The 20,247-nt window shown below is 67.0% G+C and carries 19 protein-coding genes and 1 pseudogene; 14 read left to right on the plus strand and 6 right to left on the minus strand.

Going from position 1 to position 20,247, the window contains the following annotated elements; genetic code table 11:
• Positions 1 to 37 precede the first annotated feature (37 nt).
• The 3 genes from HBF26_RS02720 to cqsA all read left to right on the plus strand — a co-directional run bounded on the left by HBF26_RS02720 (position 38) and on the right by cqsA (position 3,989).
• Positions 38 to 1,414, plus strand: a complete 1,377-nt coding sequence (locus tag HBF26_RS02720) for a sensor histidine kinase (protein WP_167122799.1) — start codon at positions 38 to 40, stop codon at positions 1,412 to 1,414.
• Positions 1,414 to 2,451 carry a response regulator gene (locus HBF26_RS02725; protein ID WP_167122801.1) on the plus strand — a complete coding sequence of 346 codons (1,038 nt, stop codon included), beginning with the start codon at positions 1,414 to 1,416 and terminating at the stop codon, positions 2,449 to 2,451. The genes HBF26_RS02720 and HBF26_RS02725 overlap by 1 nt, the downstream gene beginning before the upstream one ends.
• Before the next feature lie 272 nt (positions 2,452 to 2,723).
• Entirely contained in the window at positions 2,724 to 3,989 is a 1,266-nt protein-coding gene (gene cqsA / locus HBF26_RS02730) for an alpha-hydroxyketone-type quorum-sensing autoinducer synthase (RefSeq protein WP_167122803.1), read from the plus strand.
• Positions 3,990 to 4,007: 18 nt separating this feature from the next.
• Here the strand turns inward: cqsA and HBF26_RS02735 are convergent, their stop codons facing one another.
• The 4 genes from HBF26_RS02735 to HBF26_RS02750 form a co-directional block, all read right to left on the minus strand.
• Positions 4,008 to 4,313 carry an Mpo1-like protein gene (locus tag HBF26_RS02735; protein WP_167122805.1) on the minus strand — a complete coding sequence of 102 codons (306 nt, stop codon included), beginning with the start codon at positions 4,311 to 4,313 and terminating at the stop codon, positions 4,008 to 4,010.
• A gap of 10 nt (positions 4,314 to 4,323) precedes the next feature.
• A complete protein-coding gene (locus HBF26_RS02740) occupies positions 4,324 to 5,193 on the minus strand; it encodes a pirin family protein (RefSeq protein WP_167122807.1) in 870 nt (289 codons plus the stop codon).
• Between the two features lie 94 nt (positions 5,194 to 5,287).
• Positions 5,288 to 5,491: a transcription antiterminator/RNA stability regulator CspE gene (cspE, locus tag HBF26_RS02745; protein ID WP_167122809.1), complete on the minus strand. Its 204-nt coding sequence runs from the start codon at positions 5,489 to 5,491 to the stop codon at positions 5,288 to 5,290.
• A 1,612-nt stretch (positions 5,492 to 7,103) separates the two neighbouring features.
• Entirely contained in the window at positions 7,104 to 7,313 is a 210-nt protein-coding gene (locus tag HBF26_RS02750) for a cold-shock protein (RefSeq protein WP_046967385.1), read from the minus strand.
• A gap of 326 nt (positions 7,314 to 7,639) precedes the next feature.
• On the opposite strand from HBF26_RS02750, the gene HBF26_RS02755 reads away from it, so the two are divergent.
• Positions 7,640 to 8,104: a hypothetical protein gene (locus HBF26_RS02755; RefSeq protein ID WP_167122811.1), complete on the plus strand. Its 465-nt coding sequence runs from the start codon at positions 7,640 to 7,642 to the stop codon at positions 8,102 to 8,104.
• Here the strand turns inward: HBF26_RS02755 and HBF26_RS02760 are convergent, their stop codons facing one another.
• Positions 8,105 to 9,373: a winged helix-turn-helix domain-containing protein gene (locus HBF26_RS02760; RefSeq protein WP_338039617.1), complete on the minus strand. Its 1,269-nt coding sequence runs from the start codon at positions 9,371 to 9,373 to the stop codon at positions 8,105 to 8,107.
• Between the two features lie 117 nt (positions 9,374 to 9,490).
• Between HBF26_RS02760 and HBF26_RS02765 the strand changes: the two genes are divergently transcribed.
• A complete protein-coding gene (locus HBF26_RS02765; protein ID WP_167122813.1) occupies positions 9,491 to 10,063 on the plus strand; it encodes an EF-hand domain-containing protein in 573 nt (190 codons plus the stop codon).
• Positions 10,064 to 10,223: 160 nt separating this feature from the next.
• Positions 10,224 to 11,294, plus strand: coding sequence for a phospholipase A (locus HBF26_RS02770; protein WP_167122815.1), 1,071 nt, complete (start codon positions 10,224 to 10,226; stop codon positions 11,292 to 11,294).
• A 123-nt stretch (positions 11,295 to 11,417) separates the two neighbouring features.
• Here the strand turns inward: HBF26_RS02770 and HBF26_RS02775 are convergent, their stop codons facing one another.
• Positions 11,418 to 11,900, minus strand: a complete 483-nt coding sequence (locus HBF26_RS02775; protein WP_166699013.1) for an FKBP-type peptidyl-prolyl cis-trans isomerase — start codon at positions 11,898 to 11,900, stop codon at positions 11,418 to 11,420.
• Between the two features lie 188 nt (positions 11,901 to 12,088).
• Here HBF26_RS02775 and HBF26_RS02780 point away from each other — a divergent pair, with 188 nt between their 5' ends.
• The 8 genes and pseudogenes from HBF26_RS02780 to HBF26_RS02810 all read left to right on the plus strand — a co-directional run bounded on the left by HBF26_RS02780 (position 12,089) and on the right by HBF26_RS02810 (position 20,222).
• A complete protein-coding gene (locus tag HBF26_RS02780) occupies positions 12,089 to 14,083 on the plus strand; it encodes an acetyl/propionyl/methylcrotonyl-CoA carboxylase subunit alpha (protein ID WP_167122817.1) in 1,995 nt (664 codons plus the stop codon).
• Between the two features lie 11 nt (positions 14,084 to 14,094).
• Positions 14,095 to 14,994, plus strand: a complete 900-nt coding sequence (locus HBF26_RS02785; RefSeq protein WP_167122819.1) for a hydroxymethylglutaryl-CoA lyase — start codon at positions 14,095 to 14,097, stop codon at positions 14,992 to 14,994.
• Between the two features lie 53 nt (positions 14,995 to 15,047).
• A pseudogene (locus tag HBF26_RS19475) lies at positions 15,048 to 15,533 on the plus strand (GNAT family N-acetyltransferase); the annotation flags it as partial.
• Between the two features lie 144 nt (positions 15,534 to 15,677).
• Entirely contained in the window at positions 15,678 to 16,019 is a 342-nt protein-coding gene (locus HBF26_RS19480; protein WP_338039624.1) for a GNAT family N-acetyltransferase, read from the plus strand.
• Entirely contained in the window at positions 16,016 to 16,588 is a 573-nt protein-coding gene (locus HBF26_RS02795; protein ID WP_167122821.1) for a GNAT family N-acetyltransferase, read from the plus strand. Before HBF26_RS19480 ends, HBF26_RS02795 begins: the two co-directional genes overlap by 4 nt.
• A 66-nt stretch (positions 16,589 to 16,654) precedes the next feature.
• Entirely contained in the window at positions 16,655 to 17,422 is a 768-nt protein-coding gene (locus tag HBF26_RS02800) for an SDR family oxidoreductase (RefSeq protein WP_167122823.1), read from the plus strand.
• A gap of 37 nt (positions 17,423 to 17,459) precedes the next feature.
• Positions 17,460 to 18,023, plus strand: a complete 564-nt coding sequence (gene efpL / locus HBF26_RS02805; protein WP_167026154.1) for an elongation factor P-like protein EfpL — start codon at positions 17,460 to 17,462, stop codon at positions 18,021 to 18,023.
• Positions 18,024 to 18,158: 135 nt separating this feature from the next.
• Positions 18,159 to 20,222, plus strand: coding sequence for an FUSC family protein (locus HBF26_RS02810; RefSeq protein ID WP_167122825.1), 2,064 nt, complete (start codon positions 18,159 to 18,161; stop codon positions 20,220 to 20,222).
• Positions 20,223 to 20,247 lie beyond the last annotated feature (25 nt).

Raw genomic sequence — 20,247 nt, forward strand, 5'->3', positions numbered from 1 at the left:
CGTGTCGTCCGACCCACTGACCGGGACACCGCCCTCCATGTCCACGCCAGCGGACAAACCGGATCGCCCCCGGCGCTTCTTCCGGATGCGGCTGTGGCTGTTGCTGCGCGCCCTGGAACGCTTCGAAACCACCATGTTCCTGCGTACCCGGTATTCGCAGCCGAAGATGGTGGCCATCGGCGTGGTGGGCAGTTTCTGCCTCGCCGTGTATTACCCGGTCTGGGCGTACCTGTTCCCACAGCCCTACGAAAACCTTCCCATGCGGCTGGTGTGCAGCGCCACGTTCATTCCGCTCGCCCTGCTGCCCTGGTGGCCGCGCCGGCTCCGCACACACCTGCCCACGTACTGGTATTTCGCCATGACCGTGGCGATGCCCTTCTTCGTGGGCTACATGACCCTGCGCAACGCGACGCCTCCATGGCTCATGACGCACCTGGCGTGCGTGATGCTGCTCATGATGCTGTTCGACATCGCCAGCTTCCTCGTGGTCTTCAGCATCGGCAGCCTGCTCGCCGCGCTCGTATTCGTGTTGTCGCCGGAGGCGCACCTGCAGACGCAGACGATGCTGGAATACGTTCCGCTGCTGCTCTTCGGCATGGTGGGCGGGGCCACCTGCACCGTTTCCTCCAATATGGCCGAGCAGTCGCGCATCGATGCCCTCACGGCCGCGTCGAACAACATCGCACACGAGCTGCGCACGCCGCTGGGTTCGCTGCGCATCGCCGCGCGCGCCGTCGCCCGCTTCATGCCGGACCTCATCCGCAGCCACCGTCTGGCCGAGCGCGAGGGACTGCCGGTGCCGGAAGTACGCGCCCAGAGCCTGCACGCCCTGGAACGGAGCATCGGGGTCATGGAGCGGGAAGTGACCTATGCCAACACCATCATCGACATGCTGCTCCTCTCGGCCCGACCCATCGGCGAGGTGCCCCTGTCGCCGCTGATGGCGCGGGAGTGCGTGGAGCAGGCCCTGCGCCGGTTTCCCTACGGTTCACGTGCCGAGCGCGAACGCATCACCTTGTCGCCCGTGGGCGACTTCCCGCTCCTGGGGGAAGAGGCCCTGGTGGTGCACATCCTGTTCAACCTCCTGCGCAACGCGCTTTTCCATACCGATCGGGCCGGAAAGGGCGAAATCCAGGTGTTCATCGAGCCAGGGGAAACGACCAACCGTATCCGCGTCTACGACACAGGCCCCGGCATCCCCCCGGACGTGGTGCCTCGCATCTTCAACCGGTTCTACTCCTACGCCAGCGACAGCGAGGGCACCGGCACCGTGACCGGGCTGGGAATAGGGCTCGCTTTTTGCCGCGCGGCGATGGAGCATATGGGCGGTGGCATCGCATGCCGTACAAACCTGGGCGAATTCACCGAGTTCACCCTAACCTTCCCGCATCCGGAGCCCGGGGACCGGCAGTGATGACGTTGAACTCGCAGGGCGACATCCAGCCCTTCCATTTTCCGACCACGACGGTGCTGGTCGACGACCACGAGGAATACCTCGAGGTCGTGCCGTTGCTGCTCGATCCGATGATGCGGGTGCGGACCTTCAGTTCGCCGCGCAGCGCCCTGGCCACGCTCGGCAACAACGGCAGCCGTCCCGTGCCGGGCGGCGGCTGGCTTTACCGGTGGAAGGACCGTCCGTCGGAGACCCAGGAACTGGTGGCGCTGGACATCGATTCCATCCATCGCGTGGTCTACGACCCGGAGCGCTTCGCCGAGATCTCGGTAGTGGTCGTCGATCAGGCCATGCCCGAGATGGACGGCATCACTTTCTGTAAGCGCTTACCGAATCCGCACATCGGCAAGATACTCCTCACCGGCCGGGCCGACGACGCCACGGCCATCGACGCCTTCAACTCCGGGGTCATCGACCGCTTCATCCGCAAGAACGATCCCGCGGCCATCGAAAAGCTGCAGACCGCCATCACCGAATTGCAGCACCGCTATTTCGAGCGGGCCAGCGCCTTCGTGGCGGAAACGCTTGCCCTGGGCAACTTCCGCTTCCTGCGCGACCCCGCATTCCGCGAAGTGCTGCAGTCGGTGACCGCCACCTTCCAGCCCGTGGAGTGCTACGTGCACTGCAATCCCACCGGATTGCTGCTGGTGGACGCCTGGGGCATCGGGCGTTTCCTCCTCGTGCAGACCGACGAAGATCTCCGCACCCACTATGAAATTGCGGCAGATCTCGGCGCGCCGCAGGCCGTGCTGGAGGCCCTCCGGCGCGGCACCGCCCTGCCCTGGTTCAATTCGCGCGACGGTTTCTACCACAAGGGCGTGGTGAATCCGGAATCCCAGCTCCACATCGCCACGGCAGTGTCGGGCGAACAGTGGTATTACTACGCGCTCATCGACGATGTGCAGCGATTCCGCCTGCAGCACGTGAAGTCGTACCGTGCCTGGCTGCGCGAGCAAGACCTCAGCCTCGCCGCCGACAGCAGGTCGCGGTTCATCTAGAGCCCTCTCAAACCGTCCTGTTCTTCAAGCCGGTCAGGCGCTTCGCTCCGGGATCAACGGGGTGGAGCGGCGTTGTCGCGCGCGTTCATCTCGCGCGTACGACCCTGGCCGCACAAAGTCTCTCCAGTTAACGGCCCGAGGGGCCGGCCCCCACGGGGATCCGGATCGCCCTCCCGATCACAACGCGCCTTTCCGGGCGAGGCGCGCGCGTGCGTCGTCGCAACGGCGCCGCGGATATCCGCCTGGCCCTTAACCAGAGAGAGAGAAGATTCATGGAAAACGTTTCCATCCTGCACCCGATCATCAAGGCGCCGGTACTTCCCGACTTCGTTGCGCGTAGGGTCGACCGATTTCACAACGAACGGGTAGCCATCGATTGGGGTGGGCGTCACATTTTGAGGGGGCGGCAGCCCGGCGCCGGCGACCTCATGCTCCAGAGCAACGACTACCTCGCCATCGCGGGACACCCCGCCATTGTCGAGGCACAGCGCGAGGCACTCGCGACGGGTGGCCTCGGCATGATGATGTCGGCGCTTTTCCAGCAGGACCAAAGCCAGCCACTGCACCGCGTGGAAGCCGAACTGGCCCGTGCGGTGGGCAGCGAGGACGGGATCCTGGCGCAATCCGGATTCGCCGCCAATGTCGGACTCATCCAGTCCATCGCGGGCGAACGCGTGCCGGTGTACATCGACATGCTCGCCCATGCCTCGCTGTGGGAAGGCATACGCAGCGCCGGAGCGAAAGCCGTGCCGACCTTGCACAACGACGTGGCACATCTCGAACGCCAGGTGCTTCGGCACGGCCCCGGCGTGATCGTCGTGGACGCCGTTTACAGTACCAACGGCAGCCTCGCGCCACTCCAGGACATTGCCGACATCGCGCACGCGCACGGGTGCGTGCTGGTGGTGGACGAATCGCACTCGCTGGGCACGCACGGCCAGCGTGGCGAGGGGCTCGTCGCCAGCCTCGGCCTCAACGACCGGGTGCACTTCGTCACCGCCAGCCTCGCCAAGGCCTATTGCTCGCGCGCCGGCTTCATCGCCTGCACCCGCCGCTTCAAGGATTACTTCGGTTGCGAAGCGCTGCCCGCGATCTTCAGTTCGTCATTGTTGCCGCACGAACTGGCCGGGATTTCGGCCTCGCATCGCGTCATTCAGAGCGAAGGATGGCGGCGCCGGCGCCTGCGCGAGATCACGCGGCGCGTGCGCGGCGAACTTGCCGCCCTCGGGTATCCGATCGGCGACGGCACGGAACAGATTGTGGCGTTCGAGGCCGGGCAGGAAATCCTCACGGGACGGGTGCGCGACACCATGGAACGCCATGGCGTGTTCGGCTCGGTGTTCAGCGCACCGGCGACCACCGTCAACCGGTCGCTCCTGCGCCTCACCCTCAACGCGGGCATGAGCGACGGAGACGTCGAACGCCTGCTCGATGTATGCCGCCGCGCAAGGGACGAGATGGACCTTCCCGAGTGGAGCGCGTCGCGACGGGCACAAAGGGAGACGGCACGTTCGGCTTTGCCGGCCGAGGTCGCCTGACGTTCGGCGCGGGCGTGCTTACCTCAGGGAAACGCGCCCGCGCAGGATGTCCCAGAACATCGCCCAATCGCCCATCAGGCTGTAGAAGGGATGGCGAAACGTGGCCGGCCGGTTCTTCTCGAACACGAAGTGGCCTACCCAGGCGAAACCGTAGCCACCGGCAAGGGCAAGCAACAGCCACCACCCTTGCCCGGTGAAAAGGAGCATCGCCAGGGCGAAGAGCACCACCCAGCTGCCGGCAAAATGCAGCCGGCGGCAACGGACGTCGGCGTGTTCGCCGAGGTAGTACGGATAGAAGTCGCGAAAACTGTCGAAGCCAGCCATGCGCCCTCCGTCAGTAGTTGGGCAGAGGAATCCGCTCGTATTCGTCGCCGGGCACCAGCGGGAATCTTCCGGCCGCCCAATCCGCCTTGGCCTTCTCGATCAGGTCCGGCGAACTGGCGACGAAATTCCACCAGAGGTGCCGCTCGCCGTCGAGCGGCGCACCGCCGAAGAGCATCACGAGGGACGGTTCCGTCGCCTCGAGCACGGTGGGCGGCCCGTCGTGGGCCACCGCCATGTCCTGCTTGGCCATGGCGAGGTCGCCGAACCGGACGGCACCCTCGACCACGTAGGCGCCCCACTCCGCGTGCTCTTCCGGCATCGCGAGGCGCGCACCCGCCTCGAGGCGGGCTTGCACGAAGAACATGGGGGCGAAGACACGCACGGGCGACATGGCGCCGAATGCCTGACCGGCGATTACCACCATGCGCGCTCCGTCGCGCTCGACCTTGGGCAGTTCGGACGCGGGATGGTGATGGAACTCCGGGTCGATCTTTTCGTGCGACTTCGGCAAGGCCACCCACACCTGGATACCGTGGAGGCTTGCGTGGTCGTGGCGGACTTCCGGCGGCGTGCGTTCCGAGTGCGCGATGCCGCGACCCGCGGTCATCCAGTTCACGTCGCCCGGATGGATGTCGACATGGCTGCCAAGGCTGTCGCGATGGCGGATCACGCCATCGAAGAGCCAGGTGACGGTGGCGAGGCCGATGTGCGGATGGGGGCGCACGTCCAGTCCGGTGTCATCGCCAAAGGCGACGGGGCCCATCTCGTCGAAGAACACGAAGGGACCGACGTGACGGGCCTTCAGATGCGGCAACATGCGCCGGACGACGAAACCGCCGCCGAGGTCGCGTTCCTTGCCGTCTATGGGAATGGTGGTCATGGTTCGAAGTATCCGGACGCGCAAAAACTCCTCCGGCACAGGGACCGGAGGAGTGGAAGCTTGCTCGCAAGGCCGTATCGCTACGGCCGCACGATCAGATCGCTTTGACGTTCTCCGCCTGCGGACCCTTCTGCCCCTGGGTCACTTCGTATTCCACCTTCTGACCTTCCTGCAGCGACTTGAAGCCGTTGCCCTGGATCGAGCGGAAATGCACGAACACGTCCGCGCCGCCGCCGTCCTGAGTAATGAAGCCAAAGCCCTTGGCGTCGTTGAACCACTTCACGGTACCTGTTGCCATCACACACACCTCTATCCAACACACGAAAACCCGGCTCGCGAGCCGGCGACTTACTGGGCATGCAGGACCGGGTGAGGCGATGGAGCGTCTAACTGCTCGCTAACATCGGGTCACTCTCGTGACCGCGCAGACACAGTACGTCCGATCATAACCACATTTCCCTAAACATCTGTAGGGGAATTCCTACAGAAGACGAATTTTTGACGCTGATCACGACGAAAATCGTGAAGACGGGGAGAAGTTGGCCGAATATGCGTGATGGGATCGCGGATCGCGCTTGAACCGGATGCCGAACAAAATGGGTCTTCGCGCATTTCCGGGGAGTCGTGGCGTGCGGCGTTCGCTTCGTAGGGTGGGCTCGCCTGTTCGGCCTCGCGCTCGGCGCTCGTACGTGGTCCGGAGGCCGGCAGCCGTCGCCCTCGCCGCGAAGGCTTACGTCGTTCCTTGCGAAAGGAGGAGCCGCTGCGCGGCTCGGTGTCTGATGGCTGGCGCCGCGGCGGACCCGGCCGTCCGGGCGGGGGTTTCCGACTCGGCATCCTGCCTCGGCGGAAACGGCGGGCCGTCCTGGCCCGCCCCCTGACGGGCCTTTTCCGCCCGCACGCCCTCGACTCCAGACATCGCGGCGAGGGGAACGGGTACCGGCCACCGACGGTGCGGGTTATTGGCGGAAGAGCGAAGCGCGCGTTGGGATAGCGAAGCACGAGCCGATGGTCTGCTTTCGCCTATTGCCGACCGGGGCGCTGGGTGCCTGCTTTCGCAGGCACGACGGTTGGTGGGGACGCTGTGATGCCGTTGCATCGCGCTCTTGTGGGCCCCGCTTCGCCTTGTGTGGGAGCCGCTTCAGCGGCGATGGGTGCTCGCGGCAAGCGGGCCCGCTGCCGCGGGATCGCCGGCGTAGCCGGCTCCCACAGAAAACATCGCGAATCGTCTTTGGTGCGGATGGGGGAATTGTAGGAGCGCGCCTTGCGCGTTTATGCCCGTGTCGGGTACGACATGCTTTGAGGCCGAACCTGGGAGCTGGCGCGCGAGCGTATGGACTGGTGCGAAAACCTGTCGCGCGCAGGGCGCGCTCCTACACACACCACGCGCGGGAGACCCCAACTACCGTCGTGCCTGCGAAGGCAGGCACCCAGCGACTCAAGCGCGAACGGTCGCCACAGACGGACAAAACGACGCCACGCCACGCACTACGCGCAGCACACCGCCGCACCGTCCGATGCCGGCAGCCGTCGCCCTCGCCGCGATGTCTGGAGTCGAGGGCGTGCGGGTGGAAAAGGCCCGTCAGGGGGCGGGCCAGGAGGGCCCGCCGTCTTCGCCGAGGCAGGAGGCCGAGTCGAAGACCCCCGCCCGGACGCCCGGGTCCGCCGCGGCGAAGCCATAGAACATTGAGCCGCGAAGCGGCTCTCCTTGCGCAAGGAACGACGTAAGCCTTCGGGCGAGGGAAACGGGTACTGGCTCCCAGACCACGGCACAGGCGCCGATGCGAGGCCGAACAGGCGAGCCCACCCTACGAAGCGAACACCGCACGCCACGGACCCCGGAAATAACGAAGAACCAAAAAAAAGCCGGGCGTCGCCGCCCGGCTTCTTTACAAGCTGGTCAAGTCGGCCGATCAGGCCTTGTTGACTTCCTCAGCCTGCAGACCCTTCTGGCCGTTCACGACCTTGAAGGAGACCTTCTCGCCTTCGGCGAGGGACTTGAAGCCGTTGCCCTGGATGGCGCGGAAGTGCACGAACACGTCCGGGCCGTTCTCACGGGAAATGAAGCCGAAGCCCTTGGCGTCGTTGAACCACTTAACGGTGCCGATCTCACGATCCGACATAGAAACACTCCAATACGATTTACGAATGAAACCAGCGACTTGGAATAAGTCGCTGCATTACTGGTGTGCAAGGAAACGCGAGGAGCGAAGCGATGTGGCGGATCCGTGATCAGCGGCATCGGGTCAACGTAACTCTATGACCCCGGCAAACACAGTGCGGCGACTATACCTGTACCCGCGCGAAATAGCGATGGGGGATGAGATTGAGGGTCACGGCTTGCGCTGACATCGATTTCACTCCTTCGAGGTACATGCTTGCGCGGCGTCGCATCGCTGTTGCGACTTTGGCTACCATCCGTCCACGTTCGCCAAGGGGACCGCTGACCATGAACCGTTCCATGACCCGACTCATTCCGCTCCTTGCCGGCGCGCTCGCGCTGGCTGCCTGCTCGGACCACACGACCCGGCCCGCGACGAACACCGAGCATACCGCCGCACCTTCCACCACCACGACGGGCGGCACACCGGCGAAGCGGTCGACCGGCACCGCGACAGGCGCCCCGAAGGCCGGCAGCAAGAAGGAGGCGCCGCTGCCCGACAACACCGGCATCGCCGCATGCGACGAATACCTGGCCAGCTACAAGAGCTGCCATCTGGCCGCCGGCATCTACGCTCGCGACCAGATCGAGAGCCGCTACGACATGATGCGTACGAGCCTGCTGCGCCAGTCGCAGGACCCGGACATGCGCGGCCAGCTCGGCGCACGCTGCACCTCGCTGGCCACCCAGCTGAAGGAAGCACTGCACGGCAAGTCCTGCGCGGACGTTCCGGCCCCCGCCTCCACCCGCTGATCAGTCTTCGAGGGCCTTGGCGAGCCGGCCGGCCAGATCGCGCGGCTGGCTGCGGTCGATAACGATGCGCGGCGTGCCATGCCACGTCGCGCATTCGCGGATCGCACTTGCCACGCCTTCGACCAGCGCGGGCGTGGCGGCCTCGCCAGGCTCCAGCCAGATGCCGAGCACCTGGAACAGGCCTGCCTGGCGGTGCGCCTTGGCGTCCAGCCGCCCGACGAGGCGGCCGCGATGCAGGATCGGAAGCACGTAATACCCGTATTTGCGCTTCGCCGCCGGCGTGTAGCACTCGATGGTGTATTCGAAGCCGAACAGGTCCTGCGCCCTCGCCCGGTCCCACACCACCGGGTCGAATGGCGAAAGCAGCGTCGTGCGCGACGCACGCAGCGCGTTCCTGGCAGCCTCGCGCAGCAATGCCTCGTGGTCCCGGTGCGCATAGGCGGATTCGTCCCACCCGTCGACGGCTATGCGCACCAGCAGGCCCTGATCCACGAGCGGCGCCAGTTCGTCGTCGGTCACGCGTGGCCGAAGCCGGAAGTAGTCGGCGATCCAACGCGCCTTCGCCACACCGAGCGCGCGGACGCTTTCGAGGACGAAGTGGCGACGCGCCTCGCCTTCGTCCATGGCAGCCGCCGGTGGCGGAGCGGGCCAGCGCGCGGTGACCCGTTCCGCCAGGTCGTACACGCGCTGGAAGCGTTCGCGCCTCGCGACCATCAGCCGGCCGAGCGCGAACCACGCCTCCAGCCAGCGCTTTTCGGGTTTCCATCCCCACCAGCCTTTCGTTCCCAGCGTGTCGCGCTCGAAATCCGCCGCTCGCAGCGGACCCTCGCGGCGAATGCGCTCCAGCAGCGCGTCCATGTCGACGCGTGCCTCCTCGTGTGTGCGTTCCGCCATGCGGTGGGCCCAGTGGCCGGCGCGGCCGGAGCGGTAATCGCGGTGGTAGCGGTACTCTGCCGCGGGCACGAAGCAGGCTTCGTGCGCCCAGCACTCCGCGAGCACGCCCTCGGCCAGCGATTCGTCGAGCCATTCGTTGCGGAACGCGCCCAGTCGCGAGAAAAGCGTCATATACGGACTGCGCGCGACGACGTTGATGGTGTCGATCTGCAGCAGGCCCATGCGCTCGATCGCGGCGGCGACGTCCGCCTTGCGCGCCTTGCGCGTGGAGCGCTTCAGCAGGCCCTGCGCGCCGAGATGCAGGAGTTGTGCGGAGCGTTGCGAGAGGCGGATCACGCTGTTCGTCGAGACGGCGTCGGTGGCGCGTGACGGCACGGTAGAGGCCTTTCCGCAGTTGGGCCGCCATTAAATCGCTCCTTGCTAGCGTCGGCAACGATGCCACGACGCGCGGCGTCGTAAGCACTCCAACCCCACTCGAAAGGAGGCCTTTCCATGAAGAAGCAAGTTCGCGCCGCGACCCTCGGCGTATCGCTGCTGCTGGCAGGCGCGGCATTCGCCCAAGTGCCGCCGCCCCCCAACCAGGTCCCGCCTCCGCCGCCTGGCGAAGCCACGCCTCCCCCGCCTCCGCCGCCGGGCGATGTGCCACCGCCGCCGGGACAGCCGGGCCAGGCGGGTAATCCGATACCGCCGACGACCCAGGCCCCGGACCCGAACATGCCGCCGCCGGCCAACCAGGCACCGCCGCCGCCCCCCGGCGCCCCGGCAGCGCCGATGCCGCCCCCGCCCCCGCCGGCAGGAGCCGAAGCCGGCTCCAGCGGCGCGACGATGCAGACCCCGCAGGGCCAGGTCACCGTGAACAGCGCTCCGGCACCCGCGAAGCCGGCGGGTCCCGCGCCCGATTTCGCGACGCTCTCGGGCGGCAAGGGTTCCATTACGCCGGAACAGGCTTCGGCCTATCCGTTGCTCGCCAACGACTTCCAGTACGCCGACAGCAACCGTGACGGCCGGATTTCGAAGGCGGAATACGCCAAGTGGGTAGCGCACTCGGGCGCCAGCGGCCAATAACGAGACGCCGGAACCATCCGGCCTGCACCGTGGGAAGCCCTTCGCCGGGCTTCCCACTTTTTTTGTTCCGTTCGCAAAGCCGTCACGGCACGTTCTTCACAAACCTTGCCGCTACACTCCGTTGCCCACCGGAACGTGTCCGGACAGCACGGAGTCCCCCATGAAGTCATTCCGCGCCGCCTCCGGCGCCTTGTGCGCCTACGCGTGCCTCCATGCGAGCCTGGCGCTCGCGCAGAACCCCAGTCCGATGGACATCCGCGCGTGCTCGGCGATCGAGACCGACTCGCAGCGCCTGCTGTGCTACGACAAGGCGGTGGGCCGCGATCGCCTGCCGCAGGCAGCGAAAAAGGAAGATGCCAAGGCGAATTCGGTCAGCGTCGACCTCGCCACGCGCGAATCGCAAGACGTGGCCCGGCCGCTCTCGCTACTGGACAGCCGCTGGGAACTCTCGCCAGAATCGAAACTCGGCACGTTCAATCTCCGCGGCTACAAGCCGACGTATGCCCTGCCCTTCTTCGGTACGTCGAAGCAGAACACCCGGCCGCACAGCCCGGCACCGGACCATACGGTGGCCACGCCGCAACAGCTCGACGACGTGGAAGCGAAATTCCAGATCAGCCTGAAGACGAAGGTGGGCGAGAATCTCTTCGGCGACAATGGCGATCTGTGGGTCGGCTATACCCAATCCTCGCGCTGGCAGGTCTACAACACGGACAACTCGCGCCCGTTCCGCGAAACCAATTACGAGCCCGAGGCGATTCTCGCCTTCAACACGCACTACGAGGTGTTCGGCTGGACGGGCCGGCTCGCCGGCATCGGCATCAACCACCAGTCGAACGGCCGCGCCGATCCGCTGTCGCGCAGCTGGAATCGCGTGATCGCCGACATCGGGCTGGAACGCGAAGGCTGGACCATCATGCTGCGCCCGTGGTGGCGCATCCCGGAAGATCGCAAGGACGACGACAACCCGGACATCCAGGACTACATGGGCCGGGGCGAGATCCAGATCGTGCACGAGGTGGGGCGCCAGGAATTCGGCCTCACCGCGCGTCATTCGTTCCGGGGTGGCGACCGTTCGCACGGTTCGCTACGCGGCACGTGGAGCTTTCCGGTCGTCGGCAACCTGCGCGGCTATATGGAAATCTTCAACGGTTACGGGGAGAGCCTGATCGACTACAACCACCGGGCGACCTACCTCGGGTTGGGTGTGTCGTTGCTGGATTGGTATTGACGAGCGATTCGGCCTTGCAGGCTTTGTGTGGGAGCCGCTTCAGCGGCGATGGGTTCTTGCGGCAAGGTTGTCCGATACCGCGGGAATCGCCGGCAAAGCCGGCTCCCACATGGGTCCGCCACCTTAATGGTGGTGACCACCCTCACCGTGCACGTGACCATGCGAAAGTTCTTCGTCGGTCGCTTCGCGCACGTTGGTGATCTCGACGGCGAAGTGCAGCGTCTGGCCGGCGAGCGGATGGTTGCCGTCGACGGTGACGTTGTCACCCTCGATCTTGCTGACGGTGACGTTGATGCTGCCCTGGTCGTTACGGCCCTGGAACTGCATGCCGGGCTGGAGGTCTTCGACGCCCTGGAACGCGGCGCGCGGCACCACCTGGATCAGTTCCTGGTGGCGCGGGCCATAGCCTTCTTCCGGAGCGACGTCGACCTTGAACTGGTCGCCAGCCGAGCGGCCTTCCAGCGCCTTCTCCAGGCCCGGGACGATATGGCCTTCGCCATGGATGTAGGCCAGCGGCTCGCGGCCTTCCGAGCTGTCGATGACGTTGCCCTGGTCGTCGGTCAGCGTGTAATGGAAGGAAACGGCGTGGCGATTGGCGATCTGCATGGAATTCTCGCTATGGAGGGGGGACAGGGATGGGACAAAGCGCCTTCCCGGGTCCCCAAGGCTAGGCGACCCGCTCCCTGACTGCAAATCACGAAACATTGGCGATGCTGCGGCGCAACCCGCCGGGAAGCCGCAATCTGCTAGTTTTCCCGCTTTTCCCCCACCCTCCGACCCGTGCCGGGAGCCGCATGTTCGACTGCATTCTGATCGCCAACCGTGGCGAAATCGCCTGCCGCGTGATCCGGACCTGCCGACGCCTCGGCATCCGCACCGTCGCGGTGTATTCCGCCGCAGACGCGGACGCGCAGCACGTGCGGCTGGCGGATGAGGCCTGGCCCATCGGCGGCCCACGGCCCGCGGAGTCCTACCTGCGCGGCGACGCCATCATCGAGGTGGCGAAACGGAGCGGTGCGCAGGCGATCCACCCCGGCTACGGCTTCCTCTCCGAGAACACCGGCTTCGCTAGGGCCTGCGCGGAAGCAGGCATCGCATTCATCGGCCCGCGCCCCGAGAGCATCGACGCCATGGGTTCCAAGGCGGCCGCGAAAGCGCTCATGGAGCGCCACGCCGTACCGCTGGTTCCGGGTTACCACGGGGAGAACCAGGACCCCGCGCACCTCGCGGCGGAGGCACGGCGCACCGGCTTCCCGCTGATGATCAAGGCGGCCGCCGGCGGTGGCGGCAAGGGCATGCGCATCGTGCGCGACGCCGCCGGGTTCGACGAGGCCCTTGCCTCAGCACAGCGCGAGGCCGCAGGGGCGTTCGGCGATACGCGCGTCATCCTGGAACGTTACGTCGAGCATCCCCGCCACATCGAATTCCAGGTGTTCGGCGACAACCACGGCAACATCGTCCACCTCAACGAGCGCGAGTGCTCCGCGCAGCGGCGTTACCAGAAGGTGCTGGAGGAAACGCCCTCGCCCTTCCTCGACGAAGCGAGGCGCGCCCGCATGGGGGCCGCCGCCGTCGCCGCCGCGCGCGCGGTGGACTACGTGGGCGCCGGCACGGTCGAGTTCATCGTGGGCCAGGACGGCGAGTTCTTCTTCATGGAGATGAACACCCGCCTCCAGGTCGAGCATCCGGTCACCGAGGAAACCCTCGGCCTCGATCTCGTGGAGTGGCAGTTGCGGGTGGCGGCGGGCGAAGCGCTGCCGCTGACGCAGGATGCGATCCGTGCGCAAGGCCATGCGATCGAGGTGCGCCTCTATGCAGAGGACCCGGAAGCGAACTTCCTGCCGGGTTCCGGCCGGCTCGTGGCACTGACCCTGCCGCCGACCTCCGCCCATGTCCGTCTCGACGGCGGCGTGGTCGCCGGCGATACGGTGACGATCTTCTACGATCCCATGATCGCGAAGCTCATCGTGCACGACCGCGACCGCACGCAGGCGCTCGAGCGTCTGCGCGGGGCCCTGGCGCAAACGGAGATCGTGGGACCGAAGTCCAATGTCGCCTTCCTTGAACGCCTGGCCCGCCACCCCGTCGTGGTCGAAGGACGCATCGACACGGGCTACCTCGACCGTCACCTCGACGAGTTTCTTGCAGGGTCTTCCGAGCCCGGCGACCTCGAGTGCTTCGCGGCGGCCACCGCCCTGCTGCTCGCCGACGAGAACGCGGCGAGGAACGCGCCGGGCGATCCGCATTCGCCCTGGGGCGCCGCCGATGCATGGCGCCTCGGGCATCCCGGGAAGCGCGTGGTGGCACTGGTGGAAGGCGGGCGTCGGCATGAGGTCGATGCACACGGGCACGCGGGCGACTACGTGCTCCACATGGGTGATCGCTCGTGCACCGTCGCCGGCGCGCGCGTCGACGGCGACACCCTCTCCGCCCGCTTCGACGATCGCGCGCGACGCGTGCCCGTTTCGCTGTCCGGCGGCCGCGTGCGCGTGCACGACGACCACGGCCGGCGCTGGAGCTTCGAACGCGCGCCCGCCTTCGCCTGGCAGGGAGAGGAAGCCGCCGGGGCGCGGCAACTGGTGGCGCCCATGCCGGGGCGGATTGTCCTGGTTCGCGCAGCCGTCGGCGACGCCGTGGAGGAAGGTCAGGAACTGCTGGTGATGGAAGCGATGAAGATGGAACTGGCCTTGAAGGCGCCGCGCGCCGGCAGCATTGAATCCATCTCGGTGGCGCAAGGCGATTTCGTGGATGCGGACACCGTCCTCGTTCGTTTCGTCGAAACGGCCTGACAGGAACCCTCATGAATTCGTCGAACCACGTCCGCATCGTCGAAGTCGGTCCCCGCGACGGACTGCAGAACGAGAAAGCCATGCTGCCGGCGGCGATCAAGATCGAATTGATCGACCGCCTGTCCGACACGGGCCTGACCACCATCGAAGCCACCAGCTTCGTCAGCCCCAAGTGGGTGCCGCAGCTGGCCGACGCCGCCGAAGTGTTCCGTGGCATCCGCAAGGCGCCCGGTGTTGTGTACCCGGTACTGGTGCCGAACCTGCAAGGTTACGAGCGTGCCCGCGAGGTCGGGGCCGGCGAAGTCGCCGTCTTCACGGCAGCGTCCGAGGCGTTCAACCGCAAGAACGTCAACGCGTCGATCGACGAGTCCATCGACCGGTTCGTGCCCGTGCTCGAACGGGCACGCGCCGACGGCGTGGCGGTGCGTGGCTATGTGTCCACGGTGCTCGGCTGTCCGTACCAGGGCGAGGTGCCGGTCGCGGACGTGGTGCGCGTGGCGCGCCGCCTGCACGAGTTGGGCTGCCACGAAGTCTCCCTGGGCGACACGATCGGGGTCGGCACGCCCGCGAAAGCCCGCGCCATGTTGCGCGCGGTGGCGGCGGAAGTACCGATGGCGGCGCTTGCCGTCCATTTCCACGACACCTACGGCCAGGCGCTCGCCAACATCCTCGCCTGTCTCGAGGAAGGCGTGCGCGTGGTGGACAGCGCGGTGTCCGGCACGGGCGGCTGCCCTTATGCAAAGGGTGCCACGGGCAACGTGGCCAGCGAGGACGTCGTATACATGCTGCACGGCATGGGCATGACCACCGGCGTCGACCTCGACCGCCTGGTGGAAACGGGCGCATGGCTAGCCGGCCAGTTGGGCAAGGCCACCGCCAGCCGCGTGACCCGGGCGCGCACCGCCGCCTGACGGTGGGCGATGGGGCTCCCTCCATCGCCGCTATCCATGGCAGCATGGGTTCCATGCCTGCCGACTTCCTCATCCGCCCCATCGAACCGCGCGACGATGCCGACATCGCCGCCGTCATACGCACGGTCATGCCCGAATTCGGTGCCGACGGCCCCGGCTTCGCCATCCACGACACGGAGGTCGATGCCATGTCGTCCGCCTACTCGCGACCGCGCACGGCCTATTTCGTCGTGGAGATGAACGGCCGCGCCGTCGGTGGCGGAGGCATGGCCCCGCTGGAAGGCGGCGACGAGGAAACCTGCGAACTGCGCAAGATGTATTTCCTTCCCGAAGCACGCGGCACGGGCGCCGCATCGCAGCTCCTGCGCCGCTGCCTCGACGCCGCGCGGCGTGCGGGCTTCTCGCGCTGCTACCTCGAAACGCTGACGGGCATGGACGCGGCGCAGGCCCTTTACCTCCGCCACGGATTCACCCGTATCGACGCCCCCATGGGCGGCACGGGGCACTTCGCCTGCGATCGCTTTTTCCTGCGCAGCCTCAACGACGGGGATCTCACCGTCCCGCCGCCACCGCCGTCGCTGGTCTTCGCCGTCGACGACCCCGGCCGGCCGGACGTACTCCCGCTGATCGAACAACTGCACGGTTACCTTTCCGACCTCGACCGCCACCTGCCGCCGCCTTCCGTGGGAGTCGAGAGCCTTCGTCAGCCGCACACCACCTTCATGACCGCCCGTGTCGACGGTCTCCCCCTGGCCTGCGGGGCCGCCGTGGATCATGGCGAGTACGTGGAACTCAAGTACATGTACGTCCTGCCCGCCTGCCGTGGCATGGGCCTGGGCAAGCAGATGCTCGAAGCGCTGGAACAGCAGGTGCGCTCGGCCGGCGGCAAGACGGTGAAACTGGAAACGGGCACGGCGCAAACCGAGTCCATCGAACTGTACGAGCGCGCGGGCTATCGCCGCTGCCGCCCGTTCGGCGACCATCGTGCCATCGCGTCGAGCATCTTCATGGAAAAAAGCCTGTGATCCGCGTCGCTGTCGAAGCCGATGCCGGCGCCTGCCACGCGATCTACGCGCCTATCGTCGAATCGAGCGCGATCACGTTCGAAACATCGCTCCCCGGCGAAGAGGCCATGGCTGGCCGTATCCGCGCCCGGCTAGCCAACCATCCCTGGCTGGTATGGGGAGAAGGCGGCGAGGTGCTGGCCTATGCCTACGCGGGCCGCTTCCGCGAACGCGCGGCGTATGACTGGGTCGCCGAAACCTCCATCTACGTGCACGAGAAGGCACGTCGGCGCGGTATCGCCCGCCGCCTCTACGGCGCGCTGCTCGAGACGATGCGGCTGCAAGGCATCAACCAGGCAGTCGGGGTCATCACGCTGCCGGGCGATACGAGCGTGGCGATGCACGAAGCCATGGGCTTCACGCCGGCGGGCGTCTGGCCGAAGGCGGGTTACAAGCTCGATCGCTGGTGGGACGTCGGCGTATGGAGCCTGTTCCTTTCCGAACCGGCCAATCCGCCGTCGCCGGTGGTTCCGTTCGCCGAACTTGCGGCAGACACGCGGCTCGCGGGCGTCTTCGCCGCGCAGGGGTAGGAGCGCGCAAGGCGCGCCCCTACCCGCTAACATGTGTTTCTTTGCCAGTCGCACAGCGGAGTTTCCATGCAGCTAGAACAGGTCAGGGCCGTCATCACCGGCGGCGCATCCGGGCTGGGTCACGCCGTGGCCCAGCGCCTCGTCGCCGCGGGTGCCAAGGTGGCGCTCTTTGACGTGAACGAGGAAAAAGGCCAGGCCGCCGCCGCGGCGCTGGGTGCCAATGCCTCGTTCCACCGCACCGATGTCACCTCCGAGGAAGGCGTCGCCGCGAACGTCGCCGCGGCGAGCGAAGCGATGGGCGGCCTGAACGCGGTGATCAACTGCGCGGGCATCCTGGGCGCCGGCCGCGTGCTCGGCAAGGAAGGCGCCATGCCCCTGGCCAATTTCTCCACCACCGTCATGGTGAACCTCGTCGGCAGCTTCAACGTGGCCAAGGCCGCGGCCCAGCTGATGCAGACAAACCCGGCTGGAGACGACGGCGAGCGCGGCGTGATCGTGAATACCGCCTCCGTCGCCGCGTACGAAGGGCAGATCGGCCAGGCCGCCTATTCCGCTTCCAAGGGCGGTGTGGTCGGCATGACCCTGCCGATGGCCCGCGAACTCGCCCGCTTCGGCATCCGCGTGAACACCATCGCGCCGGGTATCTTCTGGACCCCGATGGTCGACGGCATGCCGCCGCAGGTGCAGGAGTCGCTGTCCGCCTCCATCCCCTTCCCGTCGCGCCTGGGCAAGCCGGAGGAATTCGCCGACACCGTGGCCTTCATCCTCGCCAGCCGTTACCTCAACGGCGAAACGATCCGTCTCGACGGCGCCGTGCGCCTCGCGCCGAAGTAATCACCCCTCAAACCAGACGACACGAAGTCGAACAGCCATGAAAGCATCCGAAGTCAAGAAAGGTAACGTGGTCGAAAACGACGGCACGGTGTACCAGGTGCGCGACATCGAACGCAGCGCCCCCACCGCGCGCGGCGGCAACGTCACGTTCCGCTTCACGCTCTACTCCATCCCGGGCAATCGCAAGTTCGACCTGAGCCTGCGTGCCGACGACGAACTGAAGGAAGTCGAACTCACCCGCCGCCAGGCGAAGTTTTCCTATATGGACGGCGACAACTTCGTCTTCATGGACGACGAGGATTACACGCAGTACATCCTCGGCCCCGAGGTGATCGGCGACAACGCCGGCTATATCGTGGAAGACATGGAGGGCTACTACGTGCAGGTGATCGACGATGCACCGGTCGGCCTACAGGTGCCCACCTCGGTCGTGCTCACGGTCGCCGACACGGCACCGGAGCTGAAGGGCGCCAGCGCCACCAAGCGCACGAAGCCCGCCAAGCTCAGCACCGGCATCGAAGTGCAGGTGCCGGAATACATCACCACCGGGGAAAAGGTCACGGTGAACACCCTCACCGGCGAATTCGCCGGCCGAGCGTGAGGTGCGTGAAGAGTGAACCGTGAACAGTGAACAGTGAACCGAAGGTGCGGCTGCCTTGCTCACGGTTCACGCTTTACTGTTTACAGTTCACGGTTCACTGTTCACGCTTTACGCCCCACGGTTTACTCTGACCCCATGAGCTATTCGTTCCGCGCCAGCGTCATCGGTACGTTGATCCGGACGAAGCGACCCGACGTCCCCTTGAGGGTGGCGCTGCGAAACACGGCGGCAGTGGTCCTGCCGCTCGCGCTCGGCCTGATGTGGGGCTACCCGCAGGTGGGCATCGGCATCGCCGCCGGTGCGCTGGACACGATGTTCTCGGACCAGCCGGGGCCCTACCAGCAGCGGCTCAGCCGCCTGTTCCTCGCGGCCCTCGCCGCGGGTGCGGCGTCCCTGGTGGGCTTTTCGATCGGCAACCTCGTCCTGCCGATGTCGGTGGCCTGCGCCATCTGCGGTTTCTTCGGCGGCTTGCTGGTGGTGTTCGGCCCCGATATCGCCCGCGTGGGCATGACGAGCATGCTTCTGCTCGTGATCACCGCCGCCACGCCCACCAGTCTCGCCGGTGCGTTCGCCGGTGGTGGGCTGATCTTCGCCGGCGGCATGTTGCTGGCCGCGTTCTCCGTCGCGGAATGGCCGCTGCAACGCTACCGGCCGGAGCGCATGGCGCTTGCCACCGTTTATCGCGGGCTGGCCGCCCTGGCGCGCAAGCAACACCACGATGCGGAGGCCCCAGCGCTCACCGACGCCATGGACGCGCTGCAGAGCACCCTGCTCGGGCGCCACCATGCCCGGGGGCGCGCCATGGAGGCGTTTCGCGTGCTGCTGGAGCTGGCGGAGCGCATCCGTTTGGAGCTCATCGCCATGGAGGTGCTGGAAACGGCCCGCGACGGCATGGGCGAAATGTTCCGCAACGACGCCGCCCGTGTGCTGGCCGCCACGGCCGATGCGCTGGATGCGGCCGAACCACCGCAGCGCGCCGAGCGTGCGCTTGCCACCTTGCAGGCCAGCGAGCGCGCGTTGCGTGCCGGCGGCAGCCCCACCGAGCTGGGCGCACACATCCATGCCCTTTCGGGCCAGCTCGCCGCCGCGGTACGCAACACGAACTGGGCCGGCTCGCGCGGCGAACTGCGCGCGCAGCGTGCCGAAACCGCCCTGCCGGAAACGCTGCGCAGCGCCTCCGCCCTGTCCACGCTGCGCGCGAACCTCACGCCGCACTCGGTGGCGTTCCGGCACGCGGTGCGCTGCGCGGTGGTGCTCACCCTCGCGTTCGCCGTGTCCCGTTATTTTTCGTTGCCGCACGGCTACTGGCTGCCGATGACGGCCGCGATCGTCCTGCGCCCCGATTTCGCCGCCACCTTCAATTTCGGCCTCCTTCGCGTGGTGGGCACGGTGCTCGGCCTCATGCTCACCACCCTCGTGCTCCGACTCACCCCGGATGTGGTCTGGGCACACGTGGCGGTGATGGGCGTGCTCTGCCTCGGTTTCCGCTACCTGGCCGGCGCGCACTACGGCATCGCCGTGGCGGCGCTGACCGGCACGGTGGTGGTGCTCCTCTCGTTCGAGGGCGTCGATCCGTTCTCCGCGATGTCCGACCGCGTGCTCAACACGGCGCTCGGCAGCGGCCTGGCCCTGCTCGCCTACGTGCTCTGGCCGACCTGGGAACGGCACCGGGCCCGCAGTGCGCTGTCGGACATGCTCCGCGCCTATGCGGACTACCTGGAAGCCCTGGTGGCTCCGGCCGACAGCCGCAGGCGCCATGAGGTGCGGGCAGCCACGCGCACCGCGCGTACGAACGCGCAGGCGTCGATCGACCGCATGCTGGCCGAACCGGGCACGCCCGCCGTGCTGGCGGAACTGGCCGAAACCCTCTACGCGAACGGCAACCGACTCGCACGAACGGCCATGGCGCTGGAATCCCTCATCGACGTCGGCGACGTGCCCGAGGCATGGCCCCCGGTGGGCGCCTTCATCCACGAGGCGGCAGCGGCGCTGCGTGCCCAGGCCGAGGCATTGACCCGTGCCGAGGCCATCGCCATGCCACCCGCCCTGCGCGATCACCAGCGCGCGCTGGTGGAAACGCTGGCGCGTGAGAAAGATCGCGGCTTCGCCGAAGCGGTGGCGCGTCTCACCGACCGCCTGACCGACAACGTGGACACCATCGCCCACGTGGTGAACCGGCGCTCCAGCGCGCCGGCGTAAGGCTCGCGCCGGGCCGCTTGCTGCA

Source organism: Luteibacter jiangsuensis, from assembly GCF_011742555.1.
GTDB classification, from domain to species: domain Bacteria; phylum Pseudomonadota; class Gammaproteobacteria; order Xanthomonadales; family Rhodanobacteraceae; genus Luteibacter; species Luteibacter jiangsuensis.